The 20,640-nt window shown below is 69.5% G+C and carries 12 protein-coding genes and 1 tRNA gene; 6 read left to right on the forward strand and 7 right to left on the reverse strand.

What is annotated here, in order from left to right:
- Positions 1–204: 204 nt before the first annotated feature.
- Positions 205–4,761 (reverse strand): AAA domain-containing protein, encoded by a 4,557-nt coding sequence (locus QYS60_RS21200; RefSeq protein ID WP_371384188.1) that lies wholly within the window; start codon positions 4,759–4,761, stop codon positions 205–207.
- A gap of 527 nt (positions 4,762–5,288) precedes the next feature.
- Positions 5,289–6,860: an FAD-dependent oxidoreductase gene (locus QYS60_RS21205; RefSeq protein WP_371384189.1), complete on the reverse strand. Its 1,572-nt coding sequence runs from the start codon at positions 6,858–6,860 to the stop codon at positions 5,289–5,291.
- Positions 6,861–6,938: 78 nt separating this feature from the next.
- Between QYS60_RS21205 and QYS60_RS21210 the strand changes: the two genes are divergently transcribed.
- The gene (locus QYS60_RS21210) at positions 6,939–7,502 is read left to right on the forward strand and encodes a helix-turn-helix domain-containing protein (protein ID WP_371384190.1); all 564 of its coding nucleotides are present in this window, start codon (positions 6,939–6,941) and stop codon (positions 7,500–7,502) included.
- 115 nt (positions 7,503–7,617) lie between these two features.
- Here the strand turns inward: QYS60_RS21210 and QYS60_RS21215 are convergent, their stop codons facing one another.
- From QYS60_RS21215 to selD, 5 genes are all read right to left on the reverse strand, one after another.
- Entirely contained in the window at positions 7,618–8,940 is a 1,323-nt protein-coding gene (locus QYS60_RS21215) for an OFA family MFS transporter (protein ID WP_371384191.1), read from the reverse strand.
- 35 nt (positions 8,941–8,975) lie between these two features.
- Positions 8,976–9,995: an NrfD/PsrC family molybdoenzyme membrane anchor subunit gene (gene nrfD, locus QYS60_RS21220; RefSeq protein ID WP_371384192.1), complete on the reverse strand. Its 1,020-nt coding sequence runs from the start codon at positions 9,993–9,995 to the stop codon at positions 8,976–8,978.
- Positions 9,992–10,906, reverse strand: coding sequence for a 4Fe-4S dicluster domain-containing protein (locus tag QYS60_RS21225; RefSeq protein ID WP_371384193.1), 915 nt, complete (start codon positions 10,904–10,906; stop codon positions 9,992–9,994). The genes nrfD and QYS60_RS21225 overlap by 4 nt, the downstream gene beginning before the upstream one ends.
- Positions 10,903–14,226, reverse strand: coding sequence for a formate dehydrogenase (gene fdh / locus QYS60_RS21230; protein WP_371384194.1), 3,324 nt, complete (start codon positions 14,224–14,226; stop codon positions 10,903–10,905). The genes QYS60_RS21225 and fdh overlap by 4 nt, the downstream gene beginning before the upstream one ends.
- A 108-nt stretch (positions 14,227–14,334) precedes the next feature.
- The gene (selD, locus tag QYS60_RS21235; protein ID WP_371384195.1) at positions 14,335–15,357 is read right to left on the reverse strand and encodes a selenide, water dikinase SelD; all 1,023 of its coding nucleotides are present in this window, start codon (positions 15,355–15,357) and stop codon (positions 14,335–14,337) included.
- Positions 15,358–15,414: 57 nt separating this feature from the next.
- Here selD and QYS60_RS21240 point away from each other — a divergent pair.
- The 5 genes from QYS60_RS21240 to QYS60_RS21260 all read left to right on the forward strand — a co-directional run bounded on the left by QYS60_RS21240 (position 15,415) and on the right by QYS60_RS21260 (position 20,638).
- A tRNA-Sec gene (locus QYS60_RS21240) sits at positions 15,415–15,509 on the forward strand.
- Positions 15,510–15,541: 32 nt separating this feature from the next.
- Positions 15,542–16,846 carry an L-seryl-tRNA(Sec) selenium transferase gene (gene selA, locus QYS60_RS21245; protein WP_371384196.1) on the forward strand — a complete coding sequence of 435 codons (1,305 nt, stop codon included), beginning with the start codon at positions 15,542–15,544 and terminating at the stop codon, positions 16,844–16,846.
- Positions 16,846–18,588, forward strand: a complete 1,743-nt coding sequence (selB, locus tag QYS60_RS21250) for a selenocysteine-specific translation elongation factor (RefSeq protein ID WP_371384197.1) — start codon at positions 16,846–16,848, stop codon at positions 18,586–18,588. The genes selA and selB overlap by 1 nt, the downstream gene beginning before the upstream one ends.
- Positions 18,589–18,663: 75 nt before the next feature.
- Complete coding sequence (locus QYS60_RS21255; RefSeq protein ID WP_371384198.1) at positions 18,664–19,185, forward strand: DinB family protein; 522 nt, start codon at positions 18,664–18,666, stop codon at positions 19,183–19,185.
- A 55-nt stretch (positions 19,186–19,240) separates the two neighbouring features.
- Entirely contained in the window at positions 19,241–20,638 is a 1,398-nt protein-coding gene (locus tag QYS60_RS21260; protein ID WP_371384199.1) for an Hsp70 family protein, read from the forward strand.
- The last annotated feature ends 2 nt before the right edge of the window (positions 20,639–20,640 follow it).

The following is a 20,640-nucleotide window of genomic DNA, read 5'->3' on the forward strand; positions in this document are numbered from 1 at the left end:
TTCCACACTGGAGCTTTCGTGCTCCCCGGCGTGGGAAGCGAAGCACTCCTCGAGGGTACGACAGTGTTCTTCGGCTTCGGCGGTGCCTGATTCGACGAGTGGACGACGCGCTTGCGAAGGTCAGCGGCACCGACGTCTCGAAACCCGATCTACGAATCATCCGATTCGGTCAGAAGCCGGCACCATTGTCGGCAGTCCGATCGACTACACCGCAACCCGATAGGTCGTCCGTTGCCCTGGCGAAACGAGCGCGTCGACCCGCCCCGCGACGACGAGCCCTTCGAGCACCGCGAGCACGACCGTCCAGTCCATCTCGAGCCGATCGGCAAGCTCGACGACCGGACATTCCTCTTTCCCGAGGGCCTCCACAATGGAGTCGGCCAGCGCTGACGACACCGGCGTGGCCACCGACGACTCGGTGAATCCGGACGGCTCGACGTCGGACACGGCAACGATATCCGCACGATCGGAGGTGATGCCGCGCCGCGCGAGTTCGCCCCACAGCCCCGACATCGACGCGTCCGGGTCGAGGTAGTACTCGGATTCGCGGACCCGCCAGAACCTCCACCCGCTGCGGCGCAGTTCGCGTTCCCGCTCGAGGTCGGCGCGCTGCCGGTCGGGGGTGATGTGCCACTGTTCGCCGTCGCACGCCACAGCCAGCTTGCCGGCCGCACCGGTCACCACCAGATCGAGGACGTGACCGTTCACCTCCACCCGGGGGTTCACGTGATATCCGCGGGCAGCGATGTCGAGGAACACCGCCTGCTGGAAGAGACTGTCGAATGCCTCGTGCCGCTCCTCACCGGTCACCCCCGTCGGCATCGGCGCCGCCGGCATCGGCGAAGTCGACTGCAGGTAGGTGAGCAGCGAATGCCGTAGGTCCGTCGGCCGCAAGGTGTCGACGGTCCGCGAATGGAACAACCACAACTGGTCCTGTGCCCTCGAGGCGGCGACGTTGAACCGTCGTCGGTATTCGGTCCTCGTCATCGCCGCGATGTTCTGGTCGGGCGCGACCACCATGGACAGGAACACCACGTGCCGCTCGTCGCCTTGGAAATCCGGAGGAGTCCCGACGCGGAGTCTGCGTTCGTCCCATTGGTGCGGGGTGAGCCGGTCGAGCAGTGCGTTCTGGATGACGTCGACCTGCGACTGCCCCTGCAGGACCACCACGCCGAAGGTCTTCCCGTCGTAGGCGGGGTCGTCGACGCACTGCACGAGAGCCTCGACGAGGGCAGCGGCCTCGACACGGTTCGTCAACGTCGAGTTCTGCCCGGTGACGACACCACCGTCGACGTAGGTGGTGCGCAGGGGCGGAAGGCGATCGGACCCGTACTGCCGCAACGGAACCAAAGGGTCGTCTGCATAGAACTGTTCGCTCGACCAGGCGATGATCTCCGGCATCGATCGGAAATGCTCACGCAACCGGACGATGCTCCCGAACCGCGAACGCAACAACGAGAACATGCTCGAGCGGGGAGTGAAACTGTCGCGCAGGTACTTCGGGATATCGGGCAGGGAGGAATCGAGACGACTGAACACTCCGTCGAGCGCACCCAACGACACCGCACTCGGCGCGCATTGCTTGTCGTCCCCGACCACGATCACACGCGGCGCCAACCACAGCAGGAACAAGCTACCGATATCGGCCTGGCTTGCTTCGTCGACGATGACGACATCGAACAAGTTCTGCACGGGCGGAACCGAAGACAGCACCTGCTGCAACGGCATCACCCACGCCGGCACCGCGCCCTGCGCAACCTGCATGGCCTCCCGCGCTGCAGCCCGATACCGCTCTGCGTATCTGCCGGTACCCTTTCCGATGCTCGCGACATGGTCGCGGTACGAGTGCAGGGCCTGGACCTGCTCGGCGGTGGTGCGGTCGAGACACGCGCTCCACGCCTTCTCCGCGACGAGCTGCGTGGTCAAACGGGAGAGGTCTTTCTCGACCGCGTCGAGGTCGCGTTCGAGCTGCCCGTCCTCACGCCTCTCGTCGAGGTTCCGCACCCACTCCTTTGCGCGACGCCACGCCCACGCGCTCTCGATGTCTGCCAGACGAACCGGCCACTGCGGCCACGACGGATTTTCTGCGATGGCCTGCGCGAGCGCCGGTGCGGCGTCGGTCACACGCGCGTGCAGCGACAAGAGTTCGAGCTCCTCACGCTGTTCACCGGCCGCACGATCCCATGCATCCAGAGCTGCATTGATGCCGTCGACGTCCGCATCATGGAAGGCCCGTGCCAGGGCGCGCCCTTCGGGCGACGCTCCCCCGGCGATCTGGCCCCGCACGTACAGGCCGACGGATTCGAGCCGGGCCTTGCTCGCGTGCGCAGTGCCGACCGCGGCGATTGCGCGCGCCGACTCCGCAACCGACCGCGCGTGTTCGACACTCACGATCCGCGGCGCACCAGGGTGGAGGTCCCGCAGCGCCGATTCGACATCTCGTACCCGGGTAACGAGGTTGTCCACGATGCCCCGGTCCCGGTTGATCAGGGCCAGGGTGCCGATGGCACGGCTGCGTGAGTCGTCGAGCGCGATGTCGATACCGAGATCGCGCAGGACGATCCCCACGACCCGCACCGCGTCGAGCGCCCGGAGGTGCTCGGCGACGATACGCACCGAGTGGGCGGTAGTGGCTGCGACCCCGTCGACGGTCGCGGGCTCGCCGAGCGCCTCGACCGCCGACTGCTCGTCGCTCCTGCGGAACCGGGAGAAGCCACTGCGCCATGGGTCCCCCGCCTCCAGCTTGCGCGCCAGCGCGTCGTACGCCTCGAACGCGAGCCGCCCGGTCACCGGCGTCTGCACCGTGCTGGCACCGACGACGCGATCGGCCTCCTGCGCGGCCTGCACGAGACCTGCGAACTCGGCGGTCTTTCCCCACAGGTGCTGCGCCCTCCCCGACAGGACATCGTCGGCCACGCGTCGAAATCCCACGTCGAGCCGTTCTGCATCGTGCAGAGCGCCCTGCAGTTGTTCGCAGAGATCGCGGATACGAGCGAGCCTGTCGGGGGAGGCGCCCTCGAGTACCCGCAGCAACTCCGGCATCTCGCCCGTCACGTCCTGCGATGCCTGTGCGACCGCGGCGCACGCGTCCTGCACCTCTTTCTGGGTGGGCAGGGACAAGTCGGGGAACGCTTGGTGCCGGCGACGCGCCCGCTCGACGCTCGACCGCTGATGAAGCGCATGGAGGGTGATGAATTCTTCGACGCTCAGAGGTGGGGTGTCGGTGAACAGCGGTGCGGGCAGCCACCCCTGTCGGGATTCCTGTGCGCGGACCCTCCGGACGATCGACGCGACCGTCCCCTCGTAACCGGCGGCGACCGCGGTGTGAACGACCGTCTCCTGCGCGCGCGTCTGCCGGATCTGTTCCGTCAGCATCGCCCGACGGCTGAGCACGTCGTTGCGGTGCGTGGTGAGCTCCTCGATGCGCTGCGCTGCGCGCCGCCCGTTGAATTGCGCCTTGCGGGTAGCGATCTCGCTGACACTGCGGTTGAGCTCCGCAGACCCTCCGCGCACCGGGTCGGTCACCGCCACGCACAGCTCCTGCAGTTCGGGCGGAAGTTTGTCGCGCAGTACACGCAGCGCCTGCGCCTTCTCGCTGGTGACCAGCACGCGCTGGCCACCCGCGAGCAGCGCGGACACCAGGTTGGCGATGGTGTGGGTCTTGCCGGTACCGGGTGGGCCTTCGACCACGACGCCGCTGTCGCCGGTGAGCCGATCGAGGATGTCGCGTTGCTCGTCGTTCGCGGGTAGCGGGAACAACGGATCCTCGGCGAACAGCGCGGACGGTGTGCCGATGCGGTCGAGCCATGCGACACGCTCGGCCGGTTCGATCGCTTCGACGAGTTGTGCCAGACCCAGCGGCACCGGGTTCGACTCGTCGGCGATCGCCTCGCTCATGCGGTGGTAGTACTCGATGAGTGCAAAGGCGCCGCGTTTGCGGAGCACCAGGGCCGGCGACGGTCTCACGAACGCCTCGGGCGAGGATGCCTCCTCCGCCTGGTCGACGACGTCCACGCGCACGGTGAGCGCCCGGTCGGTCCAGTCCTCGAGAAACACCCGAGCCGCGGGGTCCAGCGGCGACGCGACCTGAGTGGCGAGGGATCGGTGCAGGTCGCGGGTACTCGAGGGATCGAACACGTCCAGTCCGGTGAGGAGCTGGGTGTCTTCGAGCGACGGGACGGCGTCGGGATCGAGGCGGACCAGCAGGTCGCCGGATTCCTCGTGCCGCTCGACGAGGGCGGACTGGGTGATCAAGTGCGTGTGCACCCGCGCGCCCGCAACATCGTCGGACAGGTGCAGCAACCCCGATGCGACGACGAGCTCGAGCGATTCCGGTTGGGCGTCGAGGTCCAGCATCGCGTGCTGCAGGAACGTGTACAGCTGCGACGCGGGCCGTCGTTGCCGATCCACGGCCGCCCACGCCCGCCATCGCGCCAACCAGGTCCCGACACCGTCGACGGCGTCGGGGGCCTGGGGGTCGAGTGTGGGTTCGGCGGCAGAGTTGTCGATCGCCCCCTGCACATACTTCGCGACCAGCGCGGGAGGACGCGGGGGATCTTCGAGAACAACGCGCCGTACACGGAGGAAGACGTCGCCTGCCGCGGCGTCGGCGGACAGGCCGACGTCGAGGTTTTTCGCGTCGAGAGACAGCACGGCACGGTGTTTGTCGAGGGTGCGGACAGGTGCGCTACGTGCCTTGACGAGCTCGGCCAGAAAGGCAAGCAGGCGCTGCACGCGATCCCTGAGTTCAGGTTCGCTCACCCTCGGCTCCACACCCACTCCACTCACCCTGCGGACGTCCTTCCGCCCGTCGACGGAAACGGGCAACCCCAGCTTAGGAACCCTCGCCGGCATGCCCGTGTCCGGTCTCGCGTGTCGCCGATTGCCTCCCACCGAACTGATCACTGCGATCGCCCCTGGCCGGCGGGAAGAACAGTTATCGAGTGCACGGGGATGGTACGGGCGGGTAGGTCACGGCGGACGCACGCTCATAGACGGTCCGTTCCCACCGATCGATATCTCCTGATGCGCGTCTGCCGCGGACCGGCGACGACACCGACGTCGACGCTGTCCCTCGCTGCATGAAAAGCGTTGTTCCCCTTCAGATGACAACCTCCCTCCCCTTACTCGGGTACCTGCCGCCGACCCGGCCGGGGTCGTCGGTCGTGAACCCCGACACGATGGGAAGCGTCGAGCGGTGCCACGGGCTCGGCAACAGCGACCGGCGGTGCGCGGTAGGGGGTGTCGACTGCACGGTCGATGGCCTGTCTCGTCACGACCGTGCAGGCTCAGTCGAGTCGTCGCGCCCGCAGCACCGAGTCGCGGACGGTGACCTGCTCCCCGGAGTGCGGGTGGGCCGTGGTCCGGGACCGGACCTCGCAGACCTCGATCTCCCATCCACCGTCCTCCAGCGCCGGAATCAGCGACTCGGGGGTGAAGAGGAACGAGTGATGGCCGTGACGGAGCCCGGTGGCCAGGTCGTCGGGGTGGTGACCGACCACGAGCAAGGTGCCGCCGGGGGCGACCGCGGAGCCGAGGCGCCGGGTCAGGTCGACCATCCCGCCGCCGGGAAGATGCAGGAACTGCGAGGAAACCAAATCCCATCGTTGCCGGCCGGGCTGCCAGCTGCGGACGTCGGCGGCAAGGGTGGTGACACGGTCACCGACGCCGGCCTCGGCGGCGTGCGCGGCAGTCTTCTCCAGGGCGGCGACGGCGAAGTCCAGGGCCGTCACCGACCAGCCGCGGCCGGCCAGCCAGACCGTGTCGGCGCCCTCGCCACAGCCCACGTCCAGGGCCCGTCCGGGCACCAGGGACGAGGCCTCGGCCTCGAGTTGGGGGTTGACCCGTCCGCTCCAGACCCGCTCCCCGCTGTAGCGATCTTCCCAGGCGGGCTGCTCGAACATCTCGGCGCGGCGCTCGGCGACCGCACGGTCGGCGTCCTCGGTGGCCAGGTCGGCGTTGAGGAAGGCTCCCACCCGGTTGCCGTGAGCGGCCGAGCCGATCAGGGTCATGCTGATGTCGGTGGCGTTTCCGGCAGCGTAGAGGCCCGGCACCGTGGTTGCCCCTACGGGGTCGACCGCAATCACCGAGCCCAACCGCGCCCCGCCCAGCTCGACGGGCTGCGGCTCGAGGCCGAGGGGTGCCAGGAAGTCGAGGTGTACCTGCGGCCGGGAGGCCACCACGATCGCCTCGCGCTCGAGCAGCGAGCCGTCGGCCAAGCGCAACCCGATCAGCCGGTCGCCGTCGGTGACGACCTCACGCGCAGTGCCGTGCTCGATCCGCACGCCGATCGCGGCCATCCGCTCCACGTCGGCGGGTGGCAATTCGACTCCGTCGGCGACGACGAGGACGACGTCGTCGGTGAGCTGGCGGAAAAGCAGACCCTGGTGTGCCGCGACTGGGCTGGTCGCCAGTATCGCGATCGCTCGACCGCGCACCTCCCAGCCGTGGCAGTAGGGGCAGTGCAACACGTCGCGGCCCCAGCGTTCGGCCAGGCCGGGGACATCGGGTAGCTCATCGACTACCCCTGCAGCAACCAGCACCCGCCGGGCGGTGATTTCGCATCCGCTTCCGGTGGCCACGGTGAAGCCGTACTCGGTACGGGTCACGGCCGTCACGCGGTCGCTCGCCAGTTCCACGCCGTACGCCGCCACCTCGGCCCGGCCGTCGGCCAGCAGGCCGAGCGGGGGGACCCCCTCACGGCCTAGATAGTTGTGGGCATGATCGGCGGGGGCGTTGCGGGGCTCGCCCGCGTCGATCACCAGCACCCGGCGACGGGACCGCCCCAGCACCATCGCGCCACTCAGACCGGCAGCGCCGCCGCCGACGACCACCACATCGAAGCTCTCGTTCTCAGTCATGTCTCCAGGGTGCAGGCCCCTCCCGCATATCAGCAAACATTCTTGCCGAAATGGCAAAGCTCCGGCACACTGGGCGACATGGCGGACCAGGACGTATTGAAGAACGTGGGCCCGAGGCTGCGACAGCTCAGACTGGAACGTGAAGCCACCCTGAGCGATCTGGCGGAGGAGACCGGAATCTCGCTCAGCACCCTCTCACGACTGGAATCCGGACAGCGCAAGCCCACCCTCGAGCTGCTGCTTCCACTGGCCCGCGCCCACCGGGTTGCCCTGGACGAACTCGTCGACGCCCCGGACACCGGCGACCCCAGAATCCGGTCGAAGCCGGTGACCCGGCACGGCCGGACCTTCATCTCCTTGACCCGCCGCCCCGGCGGCCTCCAGTCGTTCAAGATGGTGCTGCCCACCGTGGACGACGCCGCCCACCCGACGCTGCAAACCCACGAAGGCTACGAATGGCTCTACGTGCTCAACGGTCGGCTGCGCCTGATCCTGGGCAGCCGCGACATGGTGCTCGAACCCGGGGAGGTAGTCGAATTCGACACCCGCACCCCACATTGGATCGGCAACCCCGGACCCACCCCGTGCGAAGTACTCGCAATCTTCGGCCCCCAAGGAGAACGAATGCACGTGCGCTCATGACGAGCGCCCAGTCCCCGCCCTCGCGCCCCCGACACCCCACCCCACACCGGCGGGCCCCCGCTGGCTCGACGATGGGCCTCGATCGACGCCCTTGCTCAGCAGTGGATTCGCCACGTCACAGCAGACGTGCCTCAGAGCTGGATCGCGGCGGAGTCCGTCGTGCTGCGGGAACTTTGGTGACGACCGTCAGCAGCACCGACGCCAGAGCGATGATGCCGATGGTGGTGTAGGCGAGGGTGTAGGCCTTGTCCTCGCCGATCAGCGCGGAGGTGACGATCGGGCCGATGATGCCCCCGAGGCTCCAGCCGACGAGCATCAATCCGTAGATGGCACCGGCGTGGCGGACCCCGAAGAAGTCGCCGGCGGTGGCGGGCATGGTGCCGAAAGTGCCGCCGTAACACAGGTAGACGATCGCAGCCAGGATCGAGAACAGGACCATGTTGTCGGCGTGCGGCAACACGATCAGACACACACCCTGGAGCACGAGAATGGCGGTGAAGGTCTTCATCCGGCCGAGGTAGTCGGAAACGGCCGCCCACACGATCCGGCCTGCTCCGTTGAAGATCGCCAGCACACCCACCAGTGCCGCCGCACCGGTGACGCTGAAGCCCGCGATGTCCGTAGCGCTCGGCTTGGCCTGGGAGATCAGGGATATTCCCGCTGCGACGCTGAGGGTGAGGATCGCGGTCAGGAGATACCACTGGGGCGTGCGCAAGGCCTCACCCTGGGTGAACTCCTTACCACCGTCGGCTCCCGCCCCGTTCTCGGAAGCAGGCTCGTACCCGGGCACCGTATAGCCCTCGGGCGGATTGCGGAAGAGTGCTGCGCCGGCCAGGGACATCACGAGATAGGCGATGCCCAGGGGCAGGAACGCGCTCGTCGGGTCCTCGGGGTTCCGGTTGATCAGCCACTGCGCGACCGGCGACGTGAGCACTGCGCCGAATCCGAAGCCGCCCACCGCCAATCCGGTGATGAGACCGGTCTTGTCGGGGAACCACTTCTGCAGCATGGCGATCGGGACGATGTATGCGAAGCCCAGCCCGAAGCCACTGATGATGCCGTATCCGAGGATGAGCAGCCAGTAGTCCTCGGCACCGTTGGTGAACGAGGCGAGGAGGATGCCGAGGGCGTAGACGACACCCCCGATGAGCGCGACGATGCGGGGGCCCTTCACGTCCTGTAGTCGACCCCCGGCGTAGGTGCCGACGAAGATCATGCCGATGGTGACGGTGAACGGCAACGAGGCCTGGACCGTGCTGAGCTGCCAGGAGTCGGCGCTCTCCAGTGCACCGCCGAAGACCGACCAGGCGTAGACCGCGCCGATCGAGAACTGCAGCAGTAGTCCTCCGGCCACCAGCAACCAGCGGAAGCTTCCCGGCGGTTGTGCGTCCCGTGCAGTGATGTCGCGCCGCTCGTGCGTAACCTTCTCGGAGTCCATGCCGTTCTCCTTCGTTGTGCCCGGGAGCCGGACCGTCAGCTCCGATAACGCACGGGTTCCCCGCGATCGACCCGGTCACGCTGCGGGACGACGGTGTACTTGGGGTCCTTCGCCGAGGCGATGCCGGCTTCGTAGACGCCGAGACGAGTGCACAGCGAACCGGCCATGAGTGCGGCACCGGAAACCATCGACAGCGCCCGGTTGCGACGGCCGACGAGGGCACCGACGGCACCTGCCGTCGTCAATGCCTTGCTGGCCTTCATGAGTCGTCCGGCCCTGTCCCGGTGGAGCGTCTCGGCCGGCAGACCCATCGACTGTTCCATCCGCTGCTCGGTCGCGAGTTCGACGAGCGCGCCGCCCACAGCGAAGGCGCGCGCGGGTCCGGCCTCGGCGACCGGCGCACCCAGGATGCCGAGACCGCCGGACGCGGCGGCCGCCGACCCGCAGAACACGAAGGGCAGTTCCTTGTAGGCGGAGTGCCAGGCCGGGGTGGCGGTGTCGGACAGCAGCACTCCGGTGTAGGCGGCCACGGGTGGCGCGGTCACGGCCCCCACGATCCCGGCGGACCGGCCGAGGGCGAGCAGGAGCCGGACCGGTCCGCGCTGCCATCGGATGGGCAGCATTGCGGCCAGTTCCGCTGCCGCGGCGACGCCCGCGAACGGACCGTGCAGGGACAGGATCCAGGTGCCGACCGACATCGGCGAGGTCGGCTTGGCCACCCGCAGCATGTTGAGGAAACGGCTCGGTTTGCCCAGGTCGTGGACGAGGGCGACCACACTGACGAGCAATGACGCGAGCGACCCGAACCGGGCGACCCGACGCAACGCAGGACGGCCGGTCAGGTCCGCGCCCGCGGCGAGCAACGAGGATCCGGCCGCCACCCCTCCGGTGAACAGGTAGACGGCGATGTCGTGTTCCCAGGGTGCCGGCTTCACGATGGGGCGCCCGTAGTAGGAGTCGAAGTCGGCCTCCGGCACCATCAGCTGGTCGCCACCGCGACCGGCTCCCGACCGGTGCGGGCTGCCCGGGCTGCCGCCGTGCTGCACCTGGGTCATCCGCGCCTCCTCAGGAACGACACGGCCGCGCCCGCCAGCATCGCGACCGCCGCGACGGCAGCCCGGTTCCACATCTCCGGCAGGTCCTTGGTGGTCACCACCGGGTCCGGAGGCAGGCCGTAGACCTCGGGCTCGTCGAGGAGCAGGAAGAAGGCGCCGGTTCCGCCGACCCCGTCCTCGGGATCGTTGCCGTACAGCCGTGCCTCCGCCACGCCCCGCTCGTGCAACAGGGCGAGTCGTTCGTCGGCCCGCGCACGCAATTCCTCGACGTCGCCGTACTGGATCGACTCGGTGGGGCACGCCTGCGCGCACGCGGGTGTCTGGTTGTCGGTGAGCCGGTCGTAGCACAGCGTGCACTTCTGGGCGATGCCGACCTTCGGGTCACCGTCCGGTCCCTTGCGGCGGTCGATGACGCCGTACGGACAGGCGGCCACACAGTAACCGCAGCCGTTGCAGATCTCGTCCTGCACGACCACCGTGCCGAACTCGCTGCGGAACAACGACCCGGTGGGGCACACGTCGAGGCAGGCGGCGTGGGTGCAGTGCTTGCAGACGTCCGAGGACATCAGCCACTGGAAATCCGGCTTCTCCTCGTCCGGGCGGTCGCTGGCCCCCGCCCCGACGGTGGGCATCCCCAGCGACACCGATGCCTGCTTCTCGGCCGGTCGCTCGATGAAGGCGACGTGACGCCACTGGTTGGCGTTGAGCGAATGGCTGTTGTCGTAGGACGTGCCGAGCATCGCGAAGAGGTTCTCGGGGACGTCGTTCCACTCCTTGCAGGCGACCTCGCAGGCCTTGCAGCCGATGCACACGCTGGTGTCGGTGAAGAAGCCCTTCCGCGCCGGCGAATCCTCGTAACCGGCGTCGGGTGCCGGATCGAGCGGTCCGAAAAGACTGTTGCGGCCGGTCACTCGTTCTCCTCCGGGGTGCGCGCACCGTCCGAGACGGTGCCGATGGGGTCGCTCGCGACCGTGACGATGGGCGGGTAGACACCGTCGGTTACCCCGGCCCGGCGCGCGTATCCCTCGACGTACTCCCGGAGCGCCGCTCCGGTCGGGCGGCGTCCTGCACGCACATCGCACGTGCCGACCTTGCTTTCCTGGATGAGCACGTTGGGGTCCAGCGCGATCCCGATCAGATCGTTGGTCGAGTCGCCCGTCACCTTGCCGCCGCTGCCCCAGTGATAGGGCATCCACACCTGGTGGACGGTCCGGCCCTCGACCTTCAGCGGTCGCAGTCGGTCGGTCACCAGCACGCGGCCTTCGATCGCCGAACGTGCGGTGATCACGTGGCACCAGCCCATGTGCTCGAGTCCGCGCTCGGCGGCCAGGGCGGGAGAGACCTCCACGAACATCTCGGGTTGCAGTTCGGCGAGGTGTTCGAGATAGCGACTCATGCCGCCCGCGGTGTGATGTTCGGTGAGCCGGCTCGTCGTGAAGACGAAGGGGAAGACGTCGACGTGTTCCTCCGGCGGTGCCGGGTTCATCGGGTTGTCGTCGCGCCGGTATTCCACACGCGTCGGGTTGGCCTGCTGCCCGTAGAACGGATTGCGGAACGGCGACTCGACGGGTTCGTAGTGGGTCGGCATCGGGCCGTCGACGAGTCCCTGCGGCACGTAGAGCGCACCCTTGCCGTCGCCCTGCATGATGAAGGGATCGATGCCCTCGATGGCCTCGATACCTTCGGAGCCCACGGCCGAGCGGTAGCTCGGCGGCTTCGTCTTCTCGAAGTCCGGCACGTCCTCGCCGGTCCATTGCTGCGTGTCGGCGTCCCACCACACGTAGGCCTTGCGTTCGCTCCACGGCCTGCCTTCGGGGTCGGCGGAGGCCCGGTTGTAGAGGATGCGGCGGTTCATCGGCCACGCCCAGCCCCACTCCGGAGCGACGAGCGACTGCTCGTGGCGGGACTTGCGGCGATCGGCCTGGTTGACCCCGTCGGCATACACACCGGAGTAGATCCAGCAGCCACCCAGCGTGGAGCCGTCGGCCTTCATCTCGGTGAACGACGACAGCGGCCGTCGGGTCGCGATGTCGTATCCGTTGATCTCCCTCAGCACCGCCTCGGCGCTGGGCTCGTCGTGCTCCCCGTGCACGGGATAATCCCACGCCAGGTCGAGCAGCGGACGGTCGCGCTCGTCGGTCGACCCTGCCAGGCGTTCCCGCATCATGCGCCCGAGATGGTAGAAGAACCACAACTCCGACCGGCAGTCCTCCGGCGGCTCGACAGCCTTCTCGCGCCACTGCAGCATCCGCTGGGTCTGCGTGAAGGTGCCTTCCTTCTCCGCATAGGAGGCCGCCGGGAACAGGAACACCTCGGTGCCGCACTCCTCGGTCACGATCTCCCCGGTCTCGACCTCCGGCGCGTCCTTCCAGAAGCTCGCACTCTCGATCTCGAACAGATCGCGCACCACGAGCCAGTCGAGATTCGCCATCCCGAGCCGCTGGGCCCGGCCGTGGGCGGACCCCACCGCCGGGTTCTGGCCGAGGAGGAAGTAGCCCTTGACCTTTCCGTCGATCATGTCGAGCACCGACCGGTAGGTGCCGTGGTCGCCGGTGATCTTGGGCATGTAGTCGTAGCAGAAGTCGTTGTCCGCGGTGGCCACGTCGCCCCAGTACGCCTTGAGCAGGTTCACCGCATACGCGTCGGCCTTCGACCAGAAGCCCTTGCTCCCGGGCTTGCGGACGGCGTCGATCCAGTCCGAGAGCGACCCGTGCTCGTCGGGATTGGGCATCGGCAGGTAACCCGGAAGGAGGTTGTACAGGGTCGGAATGTCGGTGGAGCCCTGGATACTCGCGTGGCCGCGCAGCGCCATGATGCCGCCGCCCGGACGGCCCATGTTGCCGAGCAACAGCTGCAGGATTGCGCCGGTGCGGATGTACTGCACACCTACGCTGTGCTGGGTCCAGCCCACGCTGTAGACCAGCGCGGTCGTCCGCTCGCGACCGGAGTTCTCCGTCCACGCTCGGCAGACGTCGAGGAAATCCGCCTGCGAGACGCCGCACACCTGCTCCACCATCTCGGGGGTGTAGCGGGCGAAGTGCCTCCTGAGGATCTGGTAGACGCAGCGGGGGTGCTGCAGGGTGTCGTCGCGCCTCGGGTGGCCCGCAGTCTGGATGCCGTGCGCCTCGTGCTGCATACCTGCAGCGGTCGCCCGGTGCTTCGCGTGATCCTCGGAGGTGTCGGCCTGGGACTCGTGCAGGTCGCCCGGCTCGTCCTCGACGTCGTACTGCCAGCTCGTCGGGTCGTAGGTCCGCTTCTCGGGATCGAAGCCCGAGAAGAGACCGTCGAGGTCGTCGGTGTCGACGAACTTGTCGCTGACGAGCACCGGGGCGTTGGTGTAGTTGACGACGTACTCGCGGAAATCCAGCTCGTTGCTCAGTACGTAGTTGACGATGCCGCCGAGGAAGGCGATGTCGCTGCCGACCCGGATCGGCACGTGCGTGTCCGCCACCGCGCTGGTGCGGGTGAAGCGCGGATCGACGTGGATGACGCGGGCACCCCGCTTCTGGGCCTCCACGACCCACTGGAAGCCCACCGGGTGGGCCTCGGCCATGTTGGAGCCCTGAATGACGATGCAGTCAGCGTTGGCCAGATCGGCTGTGTAGCCGGTGGCGCCGCCGCGCCCGAAGCTGGTCCCCAGACCGGGGACGGTGGCGGAGTGTCATATGCGGGCCTGGTTCTCGACCTGGATCGCCCCCATCGCCGTGAACAGCTTCTTGATGAGGTAGTTCTCCTCGTTGTCCAGCGTGGCACCGCCGAGGCTGGCGATGCCCATCGTGCGCCGGACGCGGCGACCCTTCTCGTCGAGTTCTTGCCAGGTGTCGTGCCGGGTCTGCAGCACGCGGTCGACGACCATCTCCATGGCCGTGTCGAGGTCGAGGTCTTCCCATTCGGTGCCGTAGGGCCGGCGGTAGCGGACCCGGGTCTCGCGCAGGTCGCTGGTGACGAGATTCTTGCTCGCAGATCCCTTGGGACACAGTCGCCCCCGATTCACCGGGCTGTCGGGATCCCCTTCGATCTGGACGATCTGCTCGTCCTTGACGAAGATCTTCTGTCCGCATCCGACGGCGCAGTAGGGACACACACTGCGCGCGACCCGATCGGCGGTCGAGGTGCGCGGTTCGATCTCGTCGGTACGTCGCGACCGCGCCGCCTTGCCGCGCCCGAGCAGATCCTTACCGAGGAACTGGCGCAGGACGGGCCACGGGAGGGACGAGTCCTTCTCCGCCATCGGTCCTCCTCTCCTGCGCGCTCGTTCTCGAAGTTACCGTCTACCCACACTTCGTGCCGAGTATTCGGGATCCCGTGCAGGTGTGCGGCCTGTCCGCCGGCCGTGGGGTCAGCGCACCCGGATCGCGTGCTCGCCCGCGGGAACCACTTCGCCGATGACGGGATGACCGGGCAATTCCCCGACGACCAACAGGCCGCCGGACGTCTGCGCGTCGGCGAGCAGGAGCAGTTCGTCCTCGTCCATGTCGGCATCCACCTCCTCGCGAACCCACTCGAGGTTGCGGCGACTCCCGCCCGGCACGAACCCCTCGGCGAGCGATTCCCTCGCCCCGCCGACATACGGCACGCTCGCGGCGTCGAGGACGGCAGTCGTGCCGCTGGCCCGCATCATCTTCATCAGGTGCCCGAGCAGGCCGAAGCCCGTCACGTCGGTGGCGGCACGGACCCCGCCCGCGTGGGCGAGCTGTGCCGCGTCGCGGTTGAGGGTCGTCATCACCGCGACCGCCTCGCCGAACCGCTCGCCAGTGGCCTTGTGGCGGTTGTTGAGGATGCCGAGACCGAGCGGCTTGGTGAGGGTGAGCGGCAGGCCCGGCTCGGCAGCGTCGTTGCGCAGCAACCGATCCGGGTCCCCCAGCCCGGTGACCGCGAGCCCGTACTTCGGCTCGCGGTCGTCGATGCTGTGTCCGCCGGCGAGGTGAGCGCCGGCCTCGGCGCACGCGTCGGCACCGCCCCGCATCACCTCGGCGGCCAGTTCGAAGGGGACGATCTCCCGCGGCCAGCCGAGCAGGTTGACCGCAACTATCGGCGTGCCCCCCATCGCGTAGACGTCGGACATGGCGTTGGTGGCGGCGATTCGTCCCCAGTCGTAGGGGTCGTCGACGACCGGGGTGAAGAAGTCGGCAGTCACGATCACCGCCCGGCCGCTCCCGTCGGGCGCCGGGTCGATCCGGACCGCGGCGCCGTCGTCACCGTTCTCCACACCGACCAACAGGTCGCCGGTCGCGCGGCCTCCCGGTAGGCCACCGAGCACTCGCTCGAGCTCACCCGGCGGGACCTTGCAGGCGCAGCCGCCACCGGCGGCGAACTGGGTGAGCCGGAAGGTGCCCTCGGGCAGGTCGACGTGTGCGGTCATGGCCTCAACATACGGCCGACTGCGACCCCGGGTTCGACTTCCGGTTAAGGTGAGCGCGGAGGCGGTTCTCGTCTGGTGACGGACGCGGTCTTCAAAACCGTTGTGGCCCAGTAGCTGGGCCAGGCGGGTTCGATTCCCGTCCGCCTCCGCCAGTTCTTCCGTCAGCCGTGGGATGAGGAGGCGCGTGCCGGATCCGAGGCGGGGAATCCCCCGCACCGACCAGGTCCTGGCGGAGCCGCGCCTGCGTGCGGCCGTCGACCGGCTCGGTACCCGTCTGGTCAAGGAAGCGGTGGTCGCGGCCCAGCAGCGGTGCCGCGACGGCGAGATCGAGCCGGCCGCCGTCGTCGACCACGCGGTCGCCTTGCTGCCGGCCGGCGCGACCACCCTGCGCCGCGTGGTCAACGCGACCGGCGTGGTGGTGCACACCAACCTCGGACGCGCCCCGCTTTCTCGCGCCGCGGTGGACGCCGTGAGCACGGCGGCCGGCGCGACCGACGTCGAGCTCGATCTGGCCACCGGCAGGCGCGGCCGGCGCGGGCGCGGCGCTCTCGAGGCACTCGCCGCGCAGGTGCCCGACGCCGGCGCCGTCCACGTGGTCAACAACGGCGCCGCCGCCCTCGCACTGGTCACCCGGGTGCTCGCCCGCGGCGGCCGCTCGGTCGTGATCGCGCGGGGCGAGCTGGTCGAGATCGGCGACGGCTTCCGGATCCCGGAGTTGCTGGAGTCGGTGGGCGCCAGGTTGCGGGAGGTCGGTACGACCAACCGGGTGCGCCTGAGCGACTATGCCGCGGCGGTCGACTCCGACACCGCCTTCGTTCTCAAAGTGCATCCCTCCAACTTCACGGTCAGCGGCTTCACGTCGTCGGTGTCGGTCCGGGAGCTGACGGGACTGGGCGTTCCCGTCGTGGCCGACATCGGGTCGGGACTGCTGGCCCCTCATCCGCGCCTGCCGAACGAGCCCGACGCCACCAGCGTGCTGCGCGCCGGAGCCGACCTCGTGACCGCCTCGGGCGACAAGCTGCTGGGGGGCCCGCAGTCCGGGCTGCTGCTCGGCGAGGCCGGACTGGTGGAGCGGCTGCGACGCGACCCGTTCGCCCGTGCGCTGCGCGTCGACAAGCTCACCCTGGCGGCGCTCGAGGCCACGCTGACCGGACCGACGCCTCCCGTACCGGCTGCGCTGGCCCGCCGGCCGGACGACCTTCGGCACCGGGCCCGGACGATCTGCGCGGCGCTCCCGGCCGAAACGGAGCCGGAGGTGGTCGATTCCGAAGGCGTGGTGGGCGGCGGCGGAGCCCCGGACGTGGCCCTGCCCAGCATCGCGATCGCGCTGCCCGAGCGCCTCTCCGGTCCGCTGCGCCGGGGCGAGCCCCCCGTCGTCGGCCGCCTCGAGCGTGGCCGGCTGCTGCTCGACCTGCTGACGGTCGCTCCCGAGGAGGACGACCACCTGGTCGATGCCGTACGACGTGCCGCCGAGCTCGAGGAGCGTTGATGCACGTCGTCGCGACCGCGGGGCACGTCGACCACGGCAAGTCCACGCTGGTGAAAGCGCTGACCGGGGCCGACCCCGATCGGCTGGCCGAGGAACAGCGGCGGGGGCTGACCATCGAGCTGGGCTACTGCTGGACCTCCTGGCCGGGGGTGGGAGAGGTCGCCTTCGTCGACGTCCCCGGACACGAGCGGTTCCTGACCACCATGCTCGCCGGGGTGGGCCCGGTCCCGGCCGCCCTGTTCGTGGTGGCCGCCGACGACCCGTGGATGCCCCAGGCAGCCGAGCACCTCGCCGCGCTCGACGCCCTGGGTGTGCGGCACGCGGTCGTCGCGGTGACCCGCGCCGACCTCGCCGATCCGGGTCCCGCCGCCGCGCGGGCCGCCGCGGAGGTCGCTCGCACCGGTCTGGTGGGAGCTCCCGTCGTCGCCGTGAGCGGCCACACCGGAGAGGGCCTCGACGACCTCCGCGCCGCTCTGGCGACGACGGTCGCTGCTCTGCCGGACCCGGACCCGGACGCCGATGTCCGGCTCTGGGTGGACCGCCGGTTCACCGTGCGCGGAGCCGGGACCGTCGTCACCGGAACGCTTCCCGCCGGGACGGTCCGGGTCGGCGACACCCTCGCTCTCGGCGACACACCGCTGCGGGTGCGCGGGGTTCAGGCACTCGGGCGCGACCGGGAGGCGGTGAGCGGCGTGGCCAGGGTCGCTCTCAATGTCACCGGCCGAATCGACGACCTGGCCCGCGGCCGTGTGCTCGTGACCCCCGGCGCGTGGCATCACACTTCCGTCGTGGACGTGCGCATCACGGGCTCGGACCGGCCCCCTGTCAGCCCCGTGCTGCACGTCGGGGCCGCGGACGTCGGTGTCCGCTGCCGCCCACTCGGAGACGATCTCGTCAGACTCACCCTCGACCGGCCGTTGCCACTCCGAATCGGTGACCGTGCCCTGCTGCGCGACCCGGGCCGCCGGATGATCTGGCGGGCCGACGTACTCGATCCGGACCCGCCCCGCCTGCGGCGCCGCGGTGCCGCGGCACGCCGCGCCCGCCGACTCGCGGGCGCCGACGGCACTCCACACCTGGCCGACGAGCTCGGCCGCCGCGGACTCCTGCACCAGGATCGGCTACGTCAGCTGGGCATTCCTCGCCAGGAGGGCGACCACCTGGTGGTCGGGCCGTGGCTCGTCGCACCCGCCTTCGCGAAAGCGGTCGCCGACCGGCTGCCCGCACTCGTCGAAGAGCATGCCCGCGCACACCCGCTGGATCCGGCCGTCCCGTTGACCGTTCTGGCCTCGCAGCTGCGACTCCCGGCCCCCGACCTGGTCCGAGCGCTGGTGCGCCCGCCGCTGCGGGTCGTCGGAGGCCGGGTCGTCGGACCCGGCGCCGACGTGCTGCCGAGCGATGTCCGGAAGGCCGTCGACGCGGTGCGCCGCGACCTGCTGGCCGCTCCGTTCGTCGCCCCGACCGCCGATCGGCTTCGCGAACTCGGTCTCGACGACCGCGCTCTGGGAGCAGCGCATCGCAGCGGGCAGCTGTGGCGGGTCGCCCCGGGGATCGTCCTGCTCCCCGACGCCGGCGACGCAGCCGTCGCACGGCTCCGGGAGCTCGAACAGCCGTTCACGACCAGTGCCGCGCGCGAGCGGCTGCAGACGACTCGCCGGGTGGTGCTCCCGCTGCTCGACCAACTCGACCGGGCGGGCCGCACGCGACGGCTCGCCGACGACCGCCGCGAGGTCGCCCGGTAAGGCCGCTACAGCGATACCGAGGCGACCCGATCGATCCGGATCCGGAGGAGCCCGTACGGCGGCACCATGGGTGCCATGGACATCGCGCCCGAACCCGCTACGCCCGACACTCGCGACTGGACCTTCGTGCTCGACGGAGGGTGCCCCGAGTGCGGGTACGCGCTGCACGATCCGGCCACGACCGGTGCACGATTGCGAGCGGGCGTGCCCCGCTGGCAGGCCGTGCTGCGACGGCCGGACGTCGCCGAGCGTCCCGCTCCGACGGTGTGGTCGACGCTCGAGTATGCCTGCCACTCGCGTGACCTCATCTCCGTCCTCGGACAACGAGTGCGGGCGATGATCAACGAGGACACCCCGGTGTTCGCCGATTACGACGGTGAGGCCGAGGCGATCCGTCGGCGGTTCTGGGCAGCAGATCCCGCCGAGGTCGCCCGGCAGATCGCGGCGCGCACCGACGAGACCGCGGAGATCGTCGAGGGCGTCGAGGACTGGGAGCGCGACGGCCTGCGCAGTGACGGCCGCAGGTTCACCATCACGCAGTTGTGCCGGTATCTGCTGCACGACGTCGAGCACCATCTGCACGACGTCGCGGGCTGATCCGGCCGGGTCGGCACCTCGCGCGACCCGTGACCGAACCGTTATAGTCGGCGTCATGACGTCAGTTCTCGGTGTGTCGGTCGGGGCCAGCGCTGTGCGCTTCGCATGCCGCGACGCCGAGAGCCCCCACGGCCCGATCTTCCGGTCACGGTCGGTGACCGCGACGCTCGAACGGCCGGGGGACCCGACCGCCGAATCCCTCGAAACGGTGCTCACCGAAACCGACGAGATCGACGAGGTAGACGCCATCGGCGTCGCGTACCGGAACCAGGCGCAGGCCGGTGCCGTCCAGGCCGCGATGACCCGACTGGAGATCGGCAACTTCCACCTGGTGCCCGAAGTGACGGCCGCGCTCGAGATGCTGGAGACGTCCGGGGAGCTCGGCGACCACGAGACGCTCGTGTTCTACGACCTCGGCAGTTCCGGTCTCACCGTCACCGTCGTCGACCGCACCACCGGGATCGTGCTGAGCACCGCACGCTCGGACCAGATCAGCGGCGACCTCGTCGACCGGCTGATCTACGACCACCACCTCGCACTGCACCGCTTCACCCAGCCCGACGACACCGCAGCACAGCTCGCCCTCGCCGCCAGGTGCCGCGACGCGAAGGAGCAGCTGTCCACCAAGGGCGCGGTGTGCATGCCGGGCGACGGTGGCCTGCTGCTGCTCTCCCAGGACAACTTCGATTCGCTCATCGACAGCCCTGTGAAGGCGTCGGCCCGCCTCACCCGTGAGGTCATCCGCCGCTCGGGACGCACCCCCGACGCCGCGGTTCTCATCGGCGGCGGCGCGAACATTCCGCTGGTCACGTCCGTGATGGAGTCGTGGCTCGAGCTTCCGGTGATCGTGCCCGCACAGCCCGAGCTCGTCGCGGCGGAGGGTGCGGCGCTGCTGGCCCGCCCGGCAACCGGCGCGGCCGTGTTCCCGACCGAGGTACCCGCGCCACACGAGACGAGCGACACCGTCGACACCCGGCACACCGTCGACACCACCCCACCGTCGCGGAAGCGTCGGGGCCTTCTTCTCGCCGGCAGTGTCGTCACCGCCGTCGCTGCGATCGGCCTCGGCGCCGCGTTGCTGCAGGGTTCCGACGCACACCCCACCGTCACGCAAGAGAACACGCAGGCACCGGCGCGGCAAGCAGTGTTGCCACAGCCCATGAAGATCCCGGCGGTAGCTCCGCCTCCGGAAAGCACCCCACCGGTGGCCGGCACGCAGCCCCCGGCCCCCGGCCAGGGTCGTACCGCGGACCAGCCGCAAACCCAGAGCGCGACTCAGGCACCCTTCACCCCGCAGACGCAGAACAGCGCGCCCGCCGACGCATCGGCTCCGGCACCCCCGCCGGAACCGGCCCCGCTCGTACCCGGTCTGCCACAGTTCCAGCTGCCGACACTTCCCCCGCCTCCGCCGCCGCTCCCCCTACCGGAGTTGCCCCGGATACCCGGGCTCTGACC

Source organism: Rhodococcus sp. GXMU-t2271 (assembly GCF_041414735.1).
GTDB classification, from domain to species: Bacteria; Actinomycetota; Actinomycetes; order Mycobacteriales; family Mycobacteriaceae; genus Rhodococcus; species Rhodococcus indonesiensis.

Excerpts from the sequence above, each read along its gene's own strand:
- nrfD (WP_371384192.1), bottom strand. The coding sequence starts at position 9,995 with ATGACCCAGGTGCAGCACGGCGGCAGCCCGGGCAGCCCGCACCGGTCG.
- selB (WP_371384197.1), top strand. The coding sequence starts at position 16,846 with ATGCACGTCGTCGCGACCGCGGGGCACGTCGACCACGGCAAGTCCACG.
- QYS60_RS21215 (WP_371384191.1), bottom strand. The coding sequence starts at position 8,940 with ATGGACTCCGAGAAGGTTACGCACGAGCGGCGCGACATCACTGCACGG.
- QYS60_RS21210 (WP_371384190.1), top strand. The coding sequence starts at position 6,939 with ATGGCGGACCAGGACGTATTGAAGAACGTGGGCCCGAGGCTGCGACAG.
- QYS60_RS21205 (WP_371384189.1), bottom strand. The coding sequence starts at position 6,860 with ATGACTGAGAACGAGAGCTTCGATGTGGTGGTCGTCGGCGGCGGCGCT.
- QYS60_RS21255 (WP_371384198.1), top strand. The coding sequence starts at position 18,664 with ATGGACATCGCGCCCGAACCCGCTACGCCCGACACTCGCGACTGGACC.
- QYS60_RS21260 (WP_371384199.1), top strand. The coding sequence starts at position 19,241 with ATGACGTCAGTTCTCGGTGTGTCGGTCGGGGCCAGCGCTGTGCGCTTC.
- selD (WP_371384195.1), bottom strand. The coding sequence starts at position 15,357 with ATGACCGCACACGTCGACCTGCCCGAGGGCACCTTCCGGCTCACCCAG.